The organism is Mycobacterium szulgai (genome assembly GCF_002116635.1).
Taxonomy (GTDB): Bacteria; Actinomycetota; Actinomycetes; order Mycobacteriales; family Mycobacteriaceae; genus Mycobacterium; species Mycobacterium szulgai.
The window spans coordinates 1-15,959 of record NZ_LQPW01000040.1 but is presented as its reverse complement, the minus strand read 5'-3'; the positions used below and the strand labels follow the sequence as shown (position 1 = coordinate 15,959).

Annotated in this window: 13 protein-coding genes; 6 read left to right on the top strand and 7 right to left on the bottom strand. The window is 66.9% G+C overall.

Annotation, left to right across the window (positions count from 1 at the left end; translation table 11 throughout):
* The 3 genes from AWC27_RS09625 to AWC27_RS09615 all read right to left on the bottom strand — a co-directional run.
* The coding region (locus AWC27_RS09625) for a PE family protein (protein WP_139836870.1) at positions 1 to 759 on the bottom strand (759 nt) is incomplete at its 3' end.
* A 170-nt stretch (positions 760 to 929) separates the two neighbouring features.
* On the bottom strand, positions 930 to 4,088 hold the full coding sequence (locus tag AWC27_RS09620; RefSeq protein WP_085670274.1) for an MFS transporter: 3,159 nt from the start codon (positions 4,086 to 4,088) through the stop codon (positions 930 to 932).
* Positions 4,039 to 5,865, bottom strand: coding sequence for a hydroxysqualene dehydroxylase (locus AWC27_RS09615; protein WP_085670273.1), 1,827 nt, complete (start codon positions 5,863 to 5,865; stop codon positions 4,039 to 4,041). The genes AWC27_RS09620 and AWC27_RS09615 overlap by 50 nt, the downstream gene beginning before the upstream one ends.
* Positions 5,866 to 6,090: 225 nt before the next feature.
* Here AWC27_RS09615 and AWC27_RS09610 point away from each other — a divergent pair, with 225 nt between their 5' ends.
* Genes AWC27_RS09610 through AWC27_RS30910 form a run of 5 tightly spaced genes read left to right on the top strand, consistent with a single transcriptional unit; the run spans position 6,091 to position 12,052 of the window.
* A complete protein-coding gene (locus AWC27_RS09610) occupies positions 6,091 to 9,345 on the top strand; it encodes a LuxR C-terminal-related transcriptional regulator (protein WP_085670272.1) in 3,255 nt (1,084 codons plus the stop codon).
* 51 nt (positions 9,346 to 9,396) lie between these two features.
* Positions 9,397 to 10,656, top strand: coding sequence for an esterase/beta-lactamase LipL (gene lipL, locus AWC27_RS09605; protein ID WP_085670271.1), 1,260 nt, complete (start codon positions 9,397 to 9,399; stop codon positions 10,654 to 10,656).
* Positions 10,637 to 11,080 (top strand): PPOX class F420-dependent oxidoreductase, encoded by a 444-nt coding sequence (locus tag AWC27_RS09600; RefSeq protein ID WP_085670270.1) that lies wholly within the window; start codon positions 10,637 to 10,639, stop codon positions 11,078 to 11,080. The genes lipL and AWC27_RS09600 overlap by 20 nt, the downstream gene beginning before the upstream one ends.
* A gap of 29 nt (positions 11,081 to 11,109) precedes the next feature.
* Positions 11,110 to 11,892 carry an SDR family NAD(P)-dependent oxidoreductase gene (locus AWC27_RS09595; protein ID WP_085670269.1) on the top strand — a complete coding sequence of 261 codons (783 nt, stop codon included), beginning with the start codon at positions 11,110 to 11,112 and terminating at the stop codon, positions 11,890 to 11,892.
* A gap of 16 nt (positions 11,893 to 11,908) precedes the next feature.
* Positions 11,909 to 12,052, top strand: coding sequence for a hypothetical protein (locus tag AWC27_RS30910; protein ID WP_169726746.1), 144 nt, complete (start codon positions 11,909 to 11,911; stop codon positions 12,050 to 12,052).
* 3 nt (positions 12,053 to 12,055) lie between these two features.
* Here AWC27_RS30910 and AWC27_RS09590 read toward each other — a convergent pair whose 3' ends face one another.
* From AWC27_RS09590 to AWC27_RS09575, 4 genes are read right to left on the bottom strand one after another with little or no spacing between them, the layout of a single operon-like run.
* A complete protein-coding gene (locus AWC27_RS09590) occupies positions 12,056 to 13,033 on the bottom strand; it encodes an SDR family NAD(P)-dependent oxidoreductase (RefSeq protein WP_085670268.1) in 978 nt (325 codons plus the stop codon).
* 43 nt (positions 13,034 to 13,076) lie between these two features.
* Entirely contained in the window at positions 13,077 to 13,772 is a 696-nt protein-coding gene (locus tag AWC27_RS09585) for a cutinase family protein (protein ID WP_085670276.1), read from the bottom strand.
* Positions 13,773 to 13,785: 13 nt separating this feature from the next.
* Positions 13,786 to 13,959, bottom strand: coding sequence for a CsbD family protein (locus AWC27_RS09580; protein ID WP_085670267.1), 174 nt, complete (start codon positions 13,957 to 13,959; stop codon positions 13,786 to 13,788).
* Positions 13,960 to 13,999: 40 nt separating this feature from the next.
* Positions 14,000 to 15,052: an NAD(P)H-dependent amine dehydrogenase family protein gene (locus AWC27_RS09575; protein WP_085670275.1), complete on the bottom strand. Its 1,053-nt coding sequence runs from the start codon at positions 15,050 to 15,052 to the stop codon at positions 14,000 to 14,002.
* Between the two features lie 244 nt (positions 15,053 to 15,296).
* Here AWC27_RS09575 and AWC27_RS32660 point away from each other — a divergent pair.
* On the top strand, positions 15,297 to 15,959 hold a 663-nt coding region (locus AWC27_RS32660; protein WP_281255895.1), incomplete at its 3' end, for a DUF732 domain-containing protein.

The window sequence follows — 15,959 nt, the reverse complement described above, 5'->3', positions numbered from 1 at the left end:
GCCCTGGCCCCCGTTGCCGCCAGCGCCTCCGGCCCCGCCGGAGAAACCCAGCAGTGCTCTGTTTGACCCGCCGGTGCCGCCGGCCCCACCGGCTCCGCCGGCGAGGCCGCCCGGCCCACCGGCTTGACCACTGCCGCCCACGCCACCGGCCCCGCCACTGCCGGCCAGCCAGCCTCCGGCGCCGCCGGCCCCTCCTTGCCCGCCGGCGTTGCCGGCGACGGTCGCATCGCCGCCCCGCCCACCTATCCCGCCGTCGCCCCACAGGCCGGCTGATCCACCGGCGCCACCAGCTTTGCCGGACGCTCCGGACCCGCCGCGACCACCGTTGCCTATCAAGAGGCCCCCCGCCCCGCCGGCCTCCCCGGTCCCCGGAGCTCCATCAGCGCCGTTACCGATTAACGGACGCCCGAACACCGCATTGGTTGGCGCATTGATCACCGCCAGAATGTCCCGCTCGAACCTTTGCAGCGACCAATTGTTAGCGGCCTCGGCCGCCGCATACCGCAGTCCGCTACCGGTCAGCGCCTGCACGAACTCTTCGTGGAACTGGGCCATCCGCGCGCTCAACACCTGATGCTGGTGGCCGTACCCGTTGAACAGCGTCGAGATCGCCGCAGACACCTCGTCCTGCGCTGCGGCAGCAATTTGCGTCGTCGGACCCGCCGCTTCAGCGCTGGCATTGCCAATCACCAAACCGAGGCACGACAACTCCATAGAAGCGGCTGCCAGCTGGTTGGACCCGGCGATCAGATACGACATTTCGACTCCCGGCATGAGGCTGACTAGTAGCGGTTAGGTAACGGCGATATGCCCGACGGCACCGGCTTAGCCGGGGAGCCGGGTTGTTCCGGCGAAAATTGACCGATCTGCCAATAATGAGTGATTTAAGCCGCTGGCCTCGAACATCGCAACCAGCGTGCGGGTGGCGCTCACCGAAATACCAGCTCCATGATCTGCGGCAGTGCCTGACGAGCCGCCGTCCGTCCCGCCTCGCGGGCACGGTCGATCTGGTGGAACTCCAGGAAGCCGATGCCGCTGGGATTGGGCTGGATCACGACGTCGGCCTGTGCCAACACACTGGCCGAGGTCATTCCACTGCCAATTGTCAAGGCGCGCAACAATGTATCGGTGATGCCGGGCACCTGTAGGCGTTTGCCGTGCCGGCTGTTCGGGGCGCCGTTCGGGTTGCTCCCGGCCACGTTCACCGCGATCAACGGGCCCTCCTGCCCGGCCAGTGCGTTGACGGGCACGTTGTTCAGGACGCCACCGTCGACGTGCAGTGAACCGGCGTAGGCCATCGGCGGGTACATCACTGGCAGCCGCATCGAGCAGCCGATCACGTCGGTGAGCAGACCTCTGCGGTGCACCACTGATCGCCGGGCCAGCAGGTCGACGCTGACGCAGCGGAACTGTTTGGGCAACTCTTCGATCAGCCGGTCCCCGAAGGCGCTGCGCAGCGCGACCTCGGTGCGCCTGCCCCGCAGGAATCCCTTGCTCGGGACCGTGAAGTCGCTGTGGTTCTTGCGCACGAAGTACTCGTAGATGTAGGCGTCCACCCCGGCGGCGTCCACGCCGTCGGCGGCCAGCGCCGCCATGATCGCGCCCATGCTGGTGCCGGCGTAGCGGTCGACGGTGATTCCGGCCGCCTCCAGCTCCTCCAGCACGCCGAGGTGCGCACACGCCAACGCGCCGCCGCCGCCGAGGACCAGCCCAACCGAACGGCCGGCGATGCGAGCGGCCAGCGGACGCAGGTCGTCGGCAACCGTTGCGGGGTGAACCTCATGCACCGATCGCGGGGCGATCAACTCCTCCCACTCGCACCGGTATTCGGGTGCCGCGGACGGTCCGGTCAACACCAGATCGGCCCCCGGCGCCCGGGGCGGCAGCCGCCGGGACGGCGCCGCGAAGTCCCGGGCCACCAGCACCACCCGATCGGCGGTGCGCACACAGAAGTCCCGCCACGGCCCGTCGCCGACCGTGGCATGCAACACCACCCGGTCAGCGAACTGCTCGGCACGTTCCAGGCCGTCGGCATTGACCCGGCCGGGCGCCACCGCCCGCAGCCGCTGGGACAGGGCGGCGCACAATTCGGCGGCCACCACCGCTACCGGCGCGCCAACGTCGACACCGATGACTGCGACAACGGCCTCGCGTGCGGTCGGGCGGGTGGGCGCACCCGGCAACGGCGCCTGTCGGTTGGCCAGCACCCAGGCCAACACACCGAGTAGGCGGGCGTCGGCGATCTTGGCGAATTCGGCCTTGGGCAAGCGCAGCAGCGACGAGTCGCGCACGGCCAGGACCGACGCGTGGCGCGGCGCATTGCGTAGCACTCCGACTGCGCCGGCAACCTGCCCGCGCCTCAGTTCGCCGGCCAAGCCGTGCTCGTCGATCACCTGCAGGCGTCCGCTGCACACCACATAGAGCGAGTTCGATACGTCGCCGGCACGGAACAGGTACGAACCCGCCTGCAGCTCAACACGTTCGGCGTGGCAGTGCAGCTCGGGCAATGCCTGCAGCACGTCGATATCGGGGGCGGCCGGCGCGACCGGCGGCACGGTCGGCGGTGGCAACGGCACAACCTCTGGCGGCGCCGATTCCGGTGCGACCGCTGCTGCAGGGGCCGGTCGGACGCGGCCCAGGAAGATCGCCCCGAGCGCGACGGCGACAAAGCAGATCGCCGCCATCGTCCAGCCGCGGCGCAGTGCTTCCTCGGCCGCGCCGGGCGCGGGGGTGCCGACCAGGATCACCAGCAGCGCGATGCCGATCACCGCACCGACCTGACGGATGGTTCCGGTCACCGCCGAAGCGGTGGCGTAACTGCTTCCGGTGGCCAGCCCGGCCAGGGCGGCGCTGCCCAGCAGCGGGAAGGTGGCGCCCACGCCGATGCCCTGCAATATCTGGCCGGGCAGCCATTCACCGAGGAAGCTGGGCGTCGTCCCTACGCACGTCAGATACCACAGCAGGCTGCCGGCCCAGATCGTTGCGCCGACGCCGACGATGACGCGGTAGCCGTGCCGGTCGGCCACCCGGCCCAGCAACCCCGCGACCACGGCCGCGATGAGTGCGGCCGGACACACCGCCAGGCCTGCCTGCAGCAGCGTGTAACCCCACACATAGTTCAGGAACAGGACATGGGTCAGCAGGTAGGCGTAGAAGCCGGCGCTCGCGATGGCGGTCAGTGCGCTGCCGGCCACGAACGAGCGGATACGCAACAGCGCGGGCTCCACCAGCGGCGCCGGGTGGATTCGCGAGCTCATCACAAACCCGACCATCGCGACCGCCGCGGCTACCAAGGATCCGATTGCGGGCAGGCTGGACCAGCCCCAGTCCGGACCCTTGATCAAGCCCAGGGTCAGCAATCCCAGCGCGATGGCCAGCAGTGCCGCCCCTCGTACGTCGGGCACCCGTCGGCGCCCGGAAGCCCGGCTCTCCACCAGCGCCCGGCGCGCGGCCAGCACCGCCACCACACCCAGCGGCAGGTTCACCAGAAAGACCCAGCGCCAGTTCAGTGCCTCGACGAGTGCTCCGCCGATGGGCGGCCCGAGACCGGCCGCGATCGCCCCGGCCGCACCCCACAGGTTCACCCCGTGGGCTCGCCGCTGCGCTGGAAAGCCCTCGACGACGAGCCCGAGTGACGCCGGCACCAGCACCGCCGCGCCGATGCCCTGCAGCACCCGGAACGCGACCAGCTGCCCGACGCTGTCGGCTGCCGCGCACAGCCCCGACGCGATGGTGAACAGCACCACGCCGTAGATGAAAAGCCGTTTGCGCCCCAGCAGGTCGGCGAGCTTGCCCGCGGCCACCAGGAACGCGGCGAAGACGATGTTGTAGGCGTTGAGCACCCACGACAGGTCGCTGATCCCGCTGTGGAAGTACCGCTGGATGTCGGGGAATGCGACGTTGACGATCGTGGAGTCGAGAAAAGCCAGGAAAGCGCCGAAAGCTGCTACCAGCAGCACCGTTGCCGGCGACGGCTGGCGGCGCCGCGCGAGCCGGAAATGAGGGCCGCCGAGGCGGCCGGGTCTATCGGGCTCCGCGTCACCGACGGGCGGCGCGTTCTTCGTGGTGGGCAGGGTCTGGACAGCCATGGTGGACTCCGGTTTCTATGCAGGCTGCGTCGCGAGGATCGCAGGGTGATTCGGGCGGGCGTCGACGGTTCCAGAACCATCGATCCAGCCGCCGCAGAACCGCGAATGGGACGGGATCTGTGAATTCGATCTGTAAGTCTGGTGCGGCGTGCGCAGCGGCCACGTTCACGATTTGGTGGGCTGCCAGGTAGCCGGAGCTTGCGGCCTTTTCCATGGTGGGGACGAGGAAAGTCAAGTCCGGTGAATAGCTGGCCTCGCCGGCCAGAAATAGATTGGGCACTTCGGTGCGAATACGCGGGGATCGCTCGCGCGCACCGGGCATCAATATGGTGAGCGGCGAAAGGTTGACCATGCGCTGGCCCCTGGCCGGCGCGCCGGCCACATGCGGAGGCAGCTCGCCGGCCAGGCTTTGATAATCAGCCTCGCTTAAGTGTTTCAGCTCGTGATCAATCTGCCAGCCCAGGATGTGCGAATGATCGAGGCCGCACTGCGCCAGGCATTCGGTCGCGATTTCATCCGGGGTGCATTCGCTTGCCGGCCGGCCGAAAACCGGGCCGGGCTTGTCGACGTCACTCCACGTGATCGACAGCACGTATTTGGTGCCCGCGGGCAGGGGGACACCTTCCCAAAACCCTTCTCCCTGCAGCACGGAAATTACCGCCCACTCGCTTTCGAAATGCGTACCCACGACACCCGGTCGCACATATGACGGCCACGTCGAGGGAATATCGCGCAGGAAAACCTGCATTCCGTTCGATGACTCCAGCGCGATGGCGTGCTGCTCGGTGAGGTGTGGGAGATGCTCGCCGACGCGATGTGTTTCGGCCAGCCTGCGCAGCGTGAGATAGGGCAGGGCGAGAATGGCGTAGTCGCAGGCGAACCGGCGCCCATCGGCGCACACCGCTGCGGTGACGCACCCGTCTTGAAATTCGAGATCGGCTATGCGCGTGTGTAATTGGATGTCGACACCCAGGTTCTGCAGGTGCCGAACCCAGGGATCGACCATGCGCTCGCTGGTGGGGCCGTTCATCATCATGATCGACGGCGCCGCCATGCCGTCCAGTGCCGCCGGCCGGCTGGTGAAGTGAAACAGGCCTTTGAGAATGATGGGGGCAAGGGCGGCGGCCTCGGCACTCGGGCGGGCGGCGACGAAAATGCGAGGCAACGCCGAGAAGAACGTCTGCGCCTGCGGCGACTTGTCGCCCAGTTGCAGATAATCCGCATACGAGACATCGGCCAGCTCCGCGATCAGTCGCTCCCGGCACATCCAGAGCAGCCGCACGTGTGCATACAGATAACGGATGACATCGATAGGCGACACTCCCCTGGAGGCCATTCCGACGGTGACCAGTGCGCTGCGCACCACGATCCGGCTGAACTGCGCAAGCGGTTCAAACACTCTGCCGAGCCACGAAAAGGCCGGCCGCCGGCGCACTGGGACGGGGGCGCTGGCTCGGCCAAACGTGCGGTGGCGATAAACGCGCACCGCATTAACCCCGACGAGATTGTCAAGTACGGTTTTGCCGCCCTCGGTCGGTATCCGCAAGAACAGCGTCAGTAGGGTTTGGTAATAGTCGAGGTAGACCCGAAGACTGTGCTCTGTCGGGTGGCCATCCGGGCGGCGCAGACTCTTTGCCTTTCCCCCGGCTTCGGGGGCTGCCTCGCACAAAGTGACCCGAATTCCGGATTCGGCCAGAATCATCGCGGCGGCCATCCCGGCAATTCCTGCGCCGGCTATGACCACATGCGGTCTCGCCGATTGTTCGGGGTGCTGCACGACAGAATTCCTTCAAGCTCAAACGGGAAATTGCGGATATTTCGACTGTCCTATGCGCGATGACCGCAGCAATCGGTAGGAACGCGCAAATCACTGACGCCGGGGGTCGTAGCTTTGTGCGGGCCGCCGGCCGTCTATACGTACTTCGACCGATATTCGCCGATCGCGCCGGTGGGCTGCTGGTTAACATGATCAGGTTGCAGACCGGCCGTCATTGACTGGAGCGTGGACGAGTTGCTGCTGACGGACACGGTGACGCTGCTATCGGCCGACATCGAAGATTCCGCGCGGCTGTGGCAGTCGCAACCCACCGAGTTCACCGCGGCGCTGGTCAAGCTGAATCGCACCTTGGCCGATGCCGTATCGGATCTCGCCGGTGTCCGGGCCGTTGAGCAGGGCTCCGGTGAGAGCTTCGTCGTCGCTTTCGGGCGTGCCGAGGACGCCGTGCAGTGTGCTCTGCAATTGCAACAGGCGCCGCTGGCGCCCATTCGGCTGTGTATCGGCATCCACACCGGCGAGGCGCAGCCACGCGACGATGGCAACTATGTCGGCCCGACGATAGACCGCACCGCACGCTTGCGTGACCTGGCCCGTGGTGGCCAGACACTGCTGTCGGCCGCGACCAGAGACATCGTCATCGATCAGCTTCCCGAACAGGCCTGGCTGACCGACCGCGGATCGGCACCGCTGCGCGATCTCATCCACTTCGAACGGGTCGCGCAGCTGTGCCATCCCAACCTTCGTAACGAGTTTCCGCCCCTGTGCGTAACGAAAAGCGTTGGCGCGTCCAATCTTCCGGTGCATCTGACGAGTTTCGTGGGCCGCGGCCGCGAGCTGGCCGACGTGCACGGGCTGGTGGTGGAGAACCGGCTGGTGACGCTGATCGGATCGGGTGGAGTGGGCAAGAGCCGCCTGGCTGAACAGGTCGGGGCGCAACTGACAACGCAATTCAGCGACGGCGTGCGCTATGTCGATCTGGGCTCGATCACCGATCCCGCCGTGGCCCCGATCGCGATTGCCCGCGCGCTGGGCCTGCCGGACCAGCCCGGCCGCTCGGCGATGGACACGCTGCTGCACCATCTCAGTGATCGTCAGATGCTCATCCTCGTCGACAACTGTGAGCACCTGCTCGATGCCAACGCCCCGCGCCTGGGTGCCATGCTGCTCGACTGCCCCGGCCTGCGACTGCTGGTTACCAGCCGTGAGCCGATCAAGGTGACCGGCGAGGTGACCTGGCGAGTGCCGCCGATGGCGGTCAACGACGCGATCGCATTGTTCGCCGACCGCGCGCGCCTGGCCCAGCCCGACTTCGCCCTCACCGACGCCAATGCGGAGATCGTGAGCCAGATCTGCGTGCGGCTGGACACCCAGCCGCTGGGCATCGAGCTGGCGGCGGCACGGGTGCGCACGTTGTCGCTGGCCGAGATCTCGGCCGGCCTGGACGACAAGATTCGTTTGCTGACCGGAGGTGCGCGCACCGCGGTTCCGCGTCAGCAGACGCTGCGGGCCTCACTGGAGTGGTCCCATGGCCTGCTCAGCGACAGCGAGCGGGTGTTGTTTCGCCGGCTCGCTGTGTTCGTGGGCGGATTCGACCTGGAAGCGGCGCAAGCGGTGACCGGATTCGGCGAGGTTAACCCGCACGATGTGCTCGGCGATCTCTCGCAGTTGGTCGACAAATCGCTGGTGGTAGCCGACAGCTCCAACGGCCGAACGCGCTACCGGCGGTTCGAGGGGGTGGGCCAGCTGGCGTTGGAAAAGCTGCGCGAGGCCGGCGAGGCCGAGACCGCACGCGCTCGCCATTGTGACCACTACGCGGCGTTGGCCGACCCCTTGGAGCAACCCGGGCGACCCGACTACGAGCTCCTCCTGGAGCGGGTCGAGGGCGAACTGGAGAACCTGCGCGCCGCCTCGGCATGGTTGCTGGAAACCGCCGACGGCGATTCGGCTCTGGCGCTGGCGTCGCGGCTGCAGCCGCTGTGGCTGGTCCGGGGCCGCATCGGCGAGGGGCGGGCCTGGTTCGACGCGGTCCTGGCCGGGGTGAACACCCTCGAAGTGAGCGCCGCGGTGCGGGCCCGGGCGCTCGCCGATGCGGCCGTGCTCATGATGTTCGTCGACGCCGCAGCCAGTCTGGATCACGCCGCCCAGGCGTTGGCGACCGCACGTGAACTCGACGACCCGGCCCTGTTGGTCCGGGCGCTGACCGCGTGTGGATTGACCGCGAGCTTCAGTCATCACACCGAGGCGGTTGGGCAGTACTTCGCCGAGGCAACCGACCTGGCCCGGCAATCGGACGATCAGTGGGGGCTCAGCCGGATCCTGAGCTGGCAGAGTAACGCCGCGGTGGTGGCCGGTGACGCGGTCGCGGCACACCGAATCGGTAGCGAAGGACGCGATCTCGCCGATGCTATCGGCGACCGGTTCAATTCGCGGCTGTGCCGGCTGAGCCTGGGATACGCGCAACTCTGGCAGGGCGACTTGACTGGTGCCATAAGGCAATTCGGTGAACTGGCGGACGCGGAAAACCTGGCTGCGCTGAGCGCTAAGGGACTCGGCGATGCCCTGGCCTATCGCGGAGACGTGAACGCGGCCCGAACGGCGGCCGAGGCGGCGCTCGAGAATGCCCCCGCCTCAAGCGAATACACTTTGGGACTCGGCTATTCGACGGTGGCGCTGGCAGCGCTGGCGGGCGGCGATATCGAAACAGCGCGCAATGCAAGCGATCTGGCCTGGCACAAGCTCAGTGTGCAGCCACACGCGGCGACCTTCTGGCACAGTTTCAAGGCACAGATCGCCCTCGCCGGCGGGAACGTGACCGGGGCCAGGCACTGCGCCGGCGAGGCCGCCTCGGTGACGACGGGGTGGCACCGTTGCCTGGCTCTGACCACCCGCGCCCGAGTGGCGATGGCCGAAGGCGAGCCGGAATTAGCCGAACGGGCGGCGTACGACGCGCTGACATGCGCGGCTGACGTCGGTGCGCACACCTGCCTGCCCGACATCCTCGAGTGCCTCGGTGCGCTGGCGGCTGAACAGGGCAGCCACCGCGAGGCCGCCCGCCTGCTCGGCGCGGCCGAAGGCATCCGGCAACGGATGGGGGCGGTGCGGTTCAAGATCTATGACGCCGGCCAGCAGAAGTCGGTAGCGGCCCTGCGCGCCGCGATGGGCGACGACGAATTCGACAGTGCGTGGGCCCATGGTGCCGCGTTCTCCGCCGAGGAAGCTATCGGCTACCTCCAGCGCGGCCGCAGTGAACGCAAGCGGGCATCAAGTGGCTGGGCGGCACTGACTCGAGCCGAACTCGACGTGGTACGCCTGGTGGGCCAAGGTCTTTCCAACAAGGACATCGCCCAGCGGCTGTTCGTCTCGCCACGCACAGTGCAGACACACCTCACCCACGTCTACACCAAGCTCGGCTTCAACTCCCGGGTCCAGCTTGCCCAGCAAGCGGCGCAGCATCCTGAGAATCACTTTATTCGTAAGTGATAATATGGTTCTCATGTATTGGCATTGCCGCAGCCCACAGGGGGTATCGCCATGAGCATTCTGGAACCCGGCAACGGGCTGCCGGCCCACGTGCAGGGTGCTGCCGACGCCCGCTTCACCTGCGCCGTGCAAACCTTCGCGCGGCTGTTCGCCGGCCGGCGGTTCGGTGGTGGTGCCCTATCGGTGTACGTCGATGGCGAACCCGTCGTGGACGTCTGGACCGGCTGGTCGGACCGTCGCGGCGAGGCCCTCTGGACCGCCGATACCGGCGCCATGGTCTTTTCTGCCAGCAAAGGGGTGGCGGCGACGGTCCTGCACCGCCTCGCCGACCGCGGGCTGCTGTCATACGACGCGCCGATCGCACAGTACTGGCCGGAGTTCGGGGCGAACGGCAAGTCGGAAATCACCGTGCGCGACATGCTGCGCCACCGCGCCGGGCTGTCGCACCTCAAAGGCATCGGCAAGGAGGAGTTGCTCGATCATCGGCTGATGGAAGAGCGGATTGCGGCCGCACCCGTGGATCGGCTGTTCGGGCGTGCCGCCTACCATGCCGTCACCTACGGCTGGCTGGCCTCGGGTCTGGCCCGGGCGATCACCGGCATGGGCATGCGCGAGTTGTTCCGCCGTGAGGTCGCACAGCCACTGGACACCGACGGTCTGCACCTGGGGCGTCCTGCGGCGGATGCGCCGACCCAACCGGCGCAGATCATGTTTCCGCAATACACCCGCGCCAACCCTTTGATCGACCACCTGGTGCCCCGGCTGGCGGAGTTGCCGGTAGCCGGCGGCCTCGGCGCGATGTACGTACCGGGCATCACCTCTTTGGTGCAGGGCGACACCCCATTTCTGGACAGCGAGATCCCGTCGGTCAACGCGGTGGTAACCGCCCGTGGACTGGCCAGAATGTACGGCGCTTTGGCAAACGATGGACGTATCGACGAAACGCAGTACCTGTCAACGGAATTGGCGGGCGGTCTGTTAGGCAGGATGAGTCTGCGCCCAGATCTGAACCTGGTGTTCCCGATGTCGTTCCACCTGGGTTACCACGGATCCCCGGTGCCCGGACTGTTGCGCGGTTACGGCCATGCCGGTCTGGGTGGGACCATCGGGTGGGCTGATCCGGCGACCAAGAGCTCATTCGCCTTCGTGCACAACCGGCTTGTCACGCCGATCGTGCTCGACCAGATCATCTTTGTGCCACTGATTCTGCCGATCCGGCGCGCGACCGCCGCCGCACACGAGCGGGGTTTTCGCACCGTGCCGCGGTTTGGTGCGCCCTACCAGGAACTGCATGCGCCGAGTGCGGTATAGCCCCGAATTGCTTGGGAAGCTGCGCCAACGGGAAACCTGGAACGTGCCCAATTTCAAGGACGTCATCAATTCGAAGTACCTGCTGTTGACCACATTCACCAAGGACGGGCGACCCAAGCCCACTCCGATCTGGGGAGTGCCCGACGGCGACCGGCTGCTAGTGATCACCGACGACGAGTCGTGGAAAGTCAAGCGGATTCGCAATACCCCGCGAGTGACGGTGGCCAAGAGCGCCTCGCTGGGCAAGCCCAAGAGCGAGCCGGTCGAAGCGGTGGCTCGGGTCCTGCCGAAATCGGAAACACAGCGGGTCTACAACGCCGTGCTGAAGCGGTACTGGTACCACGCGTGGTGGTTCTACGCCCACTCGATCCTGCGCGGCGGCATCGACAAGGTGCACATCGGCCTTGAGGTCAAACCGGCCTGACGGCTTCGGCGAGGCGTTAGCCTGCACGGGTGGATTTGCATCTTTCGGGCAAGATTGCAGTCGTCACCGGCGCCAGCAAGGGCATCGGCCTGGCCGTCAGCAAAGCCCTCGTCGCCGCCGGCGCGCACGTGATAGCCGGAGCGCGCACCCGCGGGGAGCAGTTGCCGGCGCTTATGGACACCGGTCAGGTGTCTTTCCTGCCCGTCGACCTGTCCCGGGCGGGAGCTGCCGAGGAACTGGTCGCTGCGGCAGCCGACCGCGGCGGGATCGATGTTCTGATCAACAATGTCGGCCGTTCCACGGTTCACCCCGGGTTCGCCAGCATCACCGACGAGGACTGGCAGGCCTGCTGGGAACTGAACGTGATGGGCACCGTGCGGCCCACCCGGGCAGCGCTGCCGCAGATCGAGCGGCGTGGCGGCGGTTCTATCGTCTTCGTCAGCTCGATCAACGCCTACCTCCCCGGCCCCGACACCTACGGCTACTGTGCAGGCAAGGCGGCCGTCGCAAATATTTCCAAGGCATTGTCAAAAGAGCTGGGACCGAAGAACATTCGGGTCAATTCCGTGAGCCCCGGCCCGGTGTTGACCGAGTTCTGGACCGAGCCGGGCGGGGCGGCCGAAGGGTTCGCGGCGGCCAACGGTCAGACCGCCGACGAGTTCCGGGAGATGCTCGCCGCCAACGCGCCGACGGGCCGGTTCAGCACTCCCGAGGAGGTCGCCGACCTCATCGTCTTTTTGGCCAGCGATCGCGCCGGCAACACCACTGGATCCGACTACCGCATCGACGGGGGGTACGTCGCCACGCTTTGATTCCGATGCTGTCACTATGGATGACGTGACCACCGCGATCGTGGTGACGGTGCTGGTGCTGCTGGCGCTGGGCATCGTGATCAATGGGCTGCTTCGGCTGAAGAGGTGGCTGAACGATTCGCCCGCGCCCGACGCCGTGAAGCCTCCCGAGGAGTTGTAGCCGTTAAGCGCGCAGGGCCGCGACCGTATCCGCCAGGGTGGTGCGTGGGTCCCGGTAGGTGATGCCGAGTTCCTGCTCGCTCGGCGAGTCGTCGGATTCGGGCATCTGCGTGTAGTACTGCATGCCCGCGGCGGTGAATGGGTTGTCGAACCACAGGTAGGGACCGGCCAGGTCCAGCACCGACCCCGCGACACGCAGCCAGGTGTCGGGCACCGGAAGGCTCACCATGGGGGTCTCGGCGACCTGCCGCAGCATGGCCGCCAACTCGGTTACCGGAACCCGGTGGCCGCCGACCATGTAGCGGCGGGGTCCGCGGCCGGGTTCCAGCAGCGCCGCGTGCAGCGCGGCGACATCGCGGACGTCGATGACCAGCCATGCCGCGTTGCGGCCGGGGATCGTGTGCATTTGCAGCGCCGCCCGGACACCTTCGCCGGCCTCGCCGAACTGGTCGCCGACGGGCGGGCCGAGGACCATACCCGGATAGGTGATGTTCACCGGGGCACCGGCGTCCTGCAGGCCGCGGGCGTAGATCTCCACCTGGGCCTTGGAGGTGCCGTAGCCGTCGGTTCCGCCTACCACCGGCAAATCCGCCGTCAGCGTCGCCAGATTCGGATGAAAAAGCGCGGTGAAGCTCGATACGTGCACCACCGGATCCAGGCCGAGTTGGACCGCTTGGCCCAACACGTTTCGGGCGCCTGCCATGTTCGTGGACAGCATCTGCTGGTTCTGGCGAGGATCGGTGTCGACCAGGGCGGCGCTATGCACGACCGCGTCGCAGCCACGCAAGGCCTCGGCTACCGATTCACGGTCGGTGATATCGCCGACAACGTGGTCGGAGGTGTCGACACCCAACTGCGCGACGGACGTCTCCAGCCGCTGCGGATTGCGCACCAGGAACCGGACCGAGTGACCCGCGTCGGCAATGGCCTTGGCGGTCCAGCCGCCCACGAATCCCGTCCCGCCGGTTACCAGTACACGCATGCAGCGATTCTGCAATGACGGGTCATCGGCGTCGACGCCGGGGCTAGAGGTGACTCGCGGCGAATTCGGCACCCTCGTTCGTCATGCCGTTCACCGCGTACATGGTGTGCGCGGCGTTAGGGCCGCTGCCGTCGCCGCAGATGCCGTCGCCGGGCGCGCACAGCTCAAGATCTTTGGGCTGATACAGCGGGCCGATGGCGATCGGTGGTGCACCATATTGCCCCAGGAACTGAGGCGAGGGTGTACCGAACATCACCACCGCGGCGACGTGGCTGGCGACCTCGGCCGGCATCGGCGGCGGTACCGCCGAAGCCGGGATGCCAGGGGGCACCGCGGCCGACGTGACGTAGCCCGCCACCGCCGCCCCCTGCGAGTAGCCGCCCAGCACCTGACGGGTATTAGGGCAGCTCGCGGCCACGGACTGGATATGTGAGCTCGCGTCACGAACCCCTTCGATCACCGTCTTGGGAAAATCCGGGCTGCCGAAGTCGCCGCTGGCGGGGTAGTTGACCGCATACACGTTGAGCGACTTGGCGCCGATCTGCGAGCGCAGCGCGTCGACGAAGGCTCCGCCGATGCCGCCGACACCCGGCGGCTCGCCGGTTCCACGTGCGAACGACACTTCGACGTCGGGACACGGCTGGGCACCGGCGGCCGGGGCGGCTATAGCCGGCAATGCGGCGGCTAGGGCGATGCCGGTCGCGACCGCGACGCGGCGAGCCAATGGGATGAGACGCATCATTCCAAGCACCCTATTTCTTGAAGGCGTCCTTGATCTTCTCCCCGGCATCTTTCAAGCTCGCCTTGGCCTGATCCGCCCGGCCCTCATTCCTCGTGTCCGGGTTGCCGGTGGCCTTGCCGATGGCTTCTTTCGCCCGCCCGGTCACGTCGTCGATCTTGTTCTTCACTTTGTCTTCGGCACTCATGGGCTGCTAAATACCCGGTATCGAGCGATTCTGAACCCTTCTATCGGACCACTCCCCGGGGCAGGGTCAGCGGCAGGTCGGCGTAAGTGGCAATGCCCGGGGCCGCTGCAACGACGGCAGGGATCGCGTTGATCGGCGGCATGGCCGTCAGGATGTGCCCGATAACCATGAAGTCGGCGATCGTCTCTGCCTGGAAATCCGGCGGCGGCAGGAAACCGACCTTGGTGGTCACGCTGGGCAGCCCGTCAACCTGGATGACCCAGCCGTCCTGCTCGATCTTCCAATCCGGCTCCAGCGTCTGCCCCTTGCGCCACCGCACGTTGAGGTCGATCAGCGTCTTGCCGCCGACGATGCCCTGCCAGCTGATGTAGGTGCCCGCGACGCAACCCGCCGGTATCGTCCACGACCCGAGGTCGAGATCGGCCGTGGTTTGCGCGAATTCGGCAACGCAGCGGATCTCGTCGAGTTCGACGCCGAGCGCGTCGGCCACCAGCCGAACGGCCTCGCCGAAGACCGCCGTTCCGCGGGCCGCCATCTGCTGCAGGTCGGGGTGATCGATCGGCTGGCCGAAACCCACCGGCTTCTCCGTCTCCGGGGAGTCGTAGAACGTGGTGTCGGCGGCCTCGTTCACGGTGATCTTGTCGACCCGGCTGCACACCAGCGCCGACACGATGGCCAGCAGCTCGGCGAAACCCGGGCTGACGCCGGAGCCGAAAATCGTCGAGCCGCCCTGTTGGCAAGCCTCAAGGATCCGGTCGCGGCCGGCGCCCAGATTGTGGCCAGTGATGAACGCCGCGGTCGTCACCACGTTGACGCCCGCCGCCAGAATGCGCACCAGCTCGTCGACGTCGATCCACATCGGGTTGTAGACCACGCAGTCCGGTTTCAGTGCCAGCAGCGCGTCGACATCGTTGGTGGCGGGCAGGCCTAGCGGCTCGATGCCGCACAATTCGCCGGCGTCGCGTCCGGCCTTCTCGGCCGACCAGGCATAGCAGCCCACCAATTCCAAGGCGGGGTTCTTCACGATTGCCTGCAGTGAGCTCTTGCCGACGTTCCCGGTGGTCCATTGCACTACCCGATAGTTGTTTGGCACTCGCTCAGCATAGGGAAGCGGCTGTGCCGGCGATAGTAAGAAGTGCGACCCGGAAATAGCGTGAATCGTGCGGTAACCGGGTTGGGCATCGGCCGGCAACCACACACCGCTAGAAGGTCTTTCGCCGCAGGTACGGCGACGTTTCGGCAGGGAATTCGGGGGAAGTCGATTTGAAGCCCTGCCTGTGGTGCGGGCCACGATCCCAGCCCGCTCAGTGGCAGGCAAAAGAATGGAGACCCCTGCCATGTCCACCCACATCACCAGTCACGCGGCCTGCCTGCTTGCCACCGCCACCATGTTGTTCACCGGTTCTGCAATCTGGCACAGCAGCTCGGCAGCGGCAGACCCGAGCCAGGACGAGCATTTCCTGGCAGTACTCGATCAATTGGAAATCCCCGCGCTCAGGAACGTGCCCAGTCTGATCGTTACTGCCCACAAGGTGTGTAAGAAGCTTGACGCCGGCATGCCGGTGGACGCTGTCGTGGACGCGCTTATCAAGAATGCCTACAACGTCGACCCGCCCGAGCAGATGTACCCCGTCGACCGCGTAGTCCGCACCGAGACCCGGTTTGTCATTGCGTCGGTCGAGGCTTACTGCCCGGCAAATCGCGGCAAGATCGCTTCGGTGTCGCCGTCGCGGTACGTCACCGATATGCCGACGACACAGCCGCAATTCAGGTCGGTTCGGGCAGTGACATTGGCGGAGGACGGCGGTTACCCGAGGATCGTCGCGCGTACCGGAGCGGTTTCCCCCAGACAGGCCACTCCGCCGACACCGCCGCCCCTTCCGGCACCGCCACCGCCGCCGGCGGACAAGATTTTGGCGCCACCCCGGCCCGTCGCGACCCCGCCGCCACCTAGAAGGCAGCAGCCGCCGCCACCGCAGCAGCTGCCGCCGCCGCAACAG

Excerpts from the sequence above, each read along its gene's own strand:
- AWC27_RS09620 (WP_085670274.1), bottom strand. The coding sequence starts at position 4,088 with ATGGCTGTCCAGACCCTGCCCACCACGAAGAACGCGCCGCCCGTCGGT.
- lipL (WP_085670271.1), top strand. The coding sequence starts at position 9,397 with ATGAGCATTCTGGAACCCGGCAACGGGCTGCCGGCCCACGTGCAGGGT.
- AWC27_RS09600 (WP_085670270.1), top strand. The coding sequence starts at position 10,637 with ATGCGCCGAGTGCGGTATAGCCCCGAATTGCTTGGGAAGCTGCGCCAA.
- AWC27_RS30910 (WP_169726746.1), top strand. The coding sequence starts at position 11,909 with ATGGATGACGTGACCACCGCGATCGTGGTGACGGTGCTGGTGCTGCTG.
- AWC27_RS09590 (WP_085670268.1), bottom strand. The coding sequence starts at position 13,033 with ATGCGTGTACTGGTAACCGGCGGGACGGGATTCGTGGGCGGCTGGACC.
- AWC27_RS09585 (WP_085670276.1), bottom strand. The coding sequence starts at position 13,772 with ATGCGTCTCATCCCATTGGCTCGCCGCGTCGCGGTCGCGACCGGCATC.
- AWC27_RS09580 (WP_085670267.1), bottom strand. The coding sequence starts at position 13,959 with ATGAGTGCCGAAGACAAAGTGAAGAACAAGATCGACGACGTGACCGGG.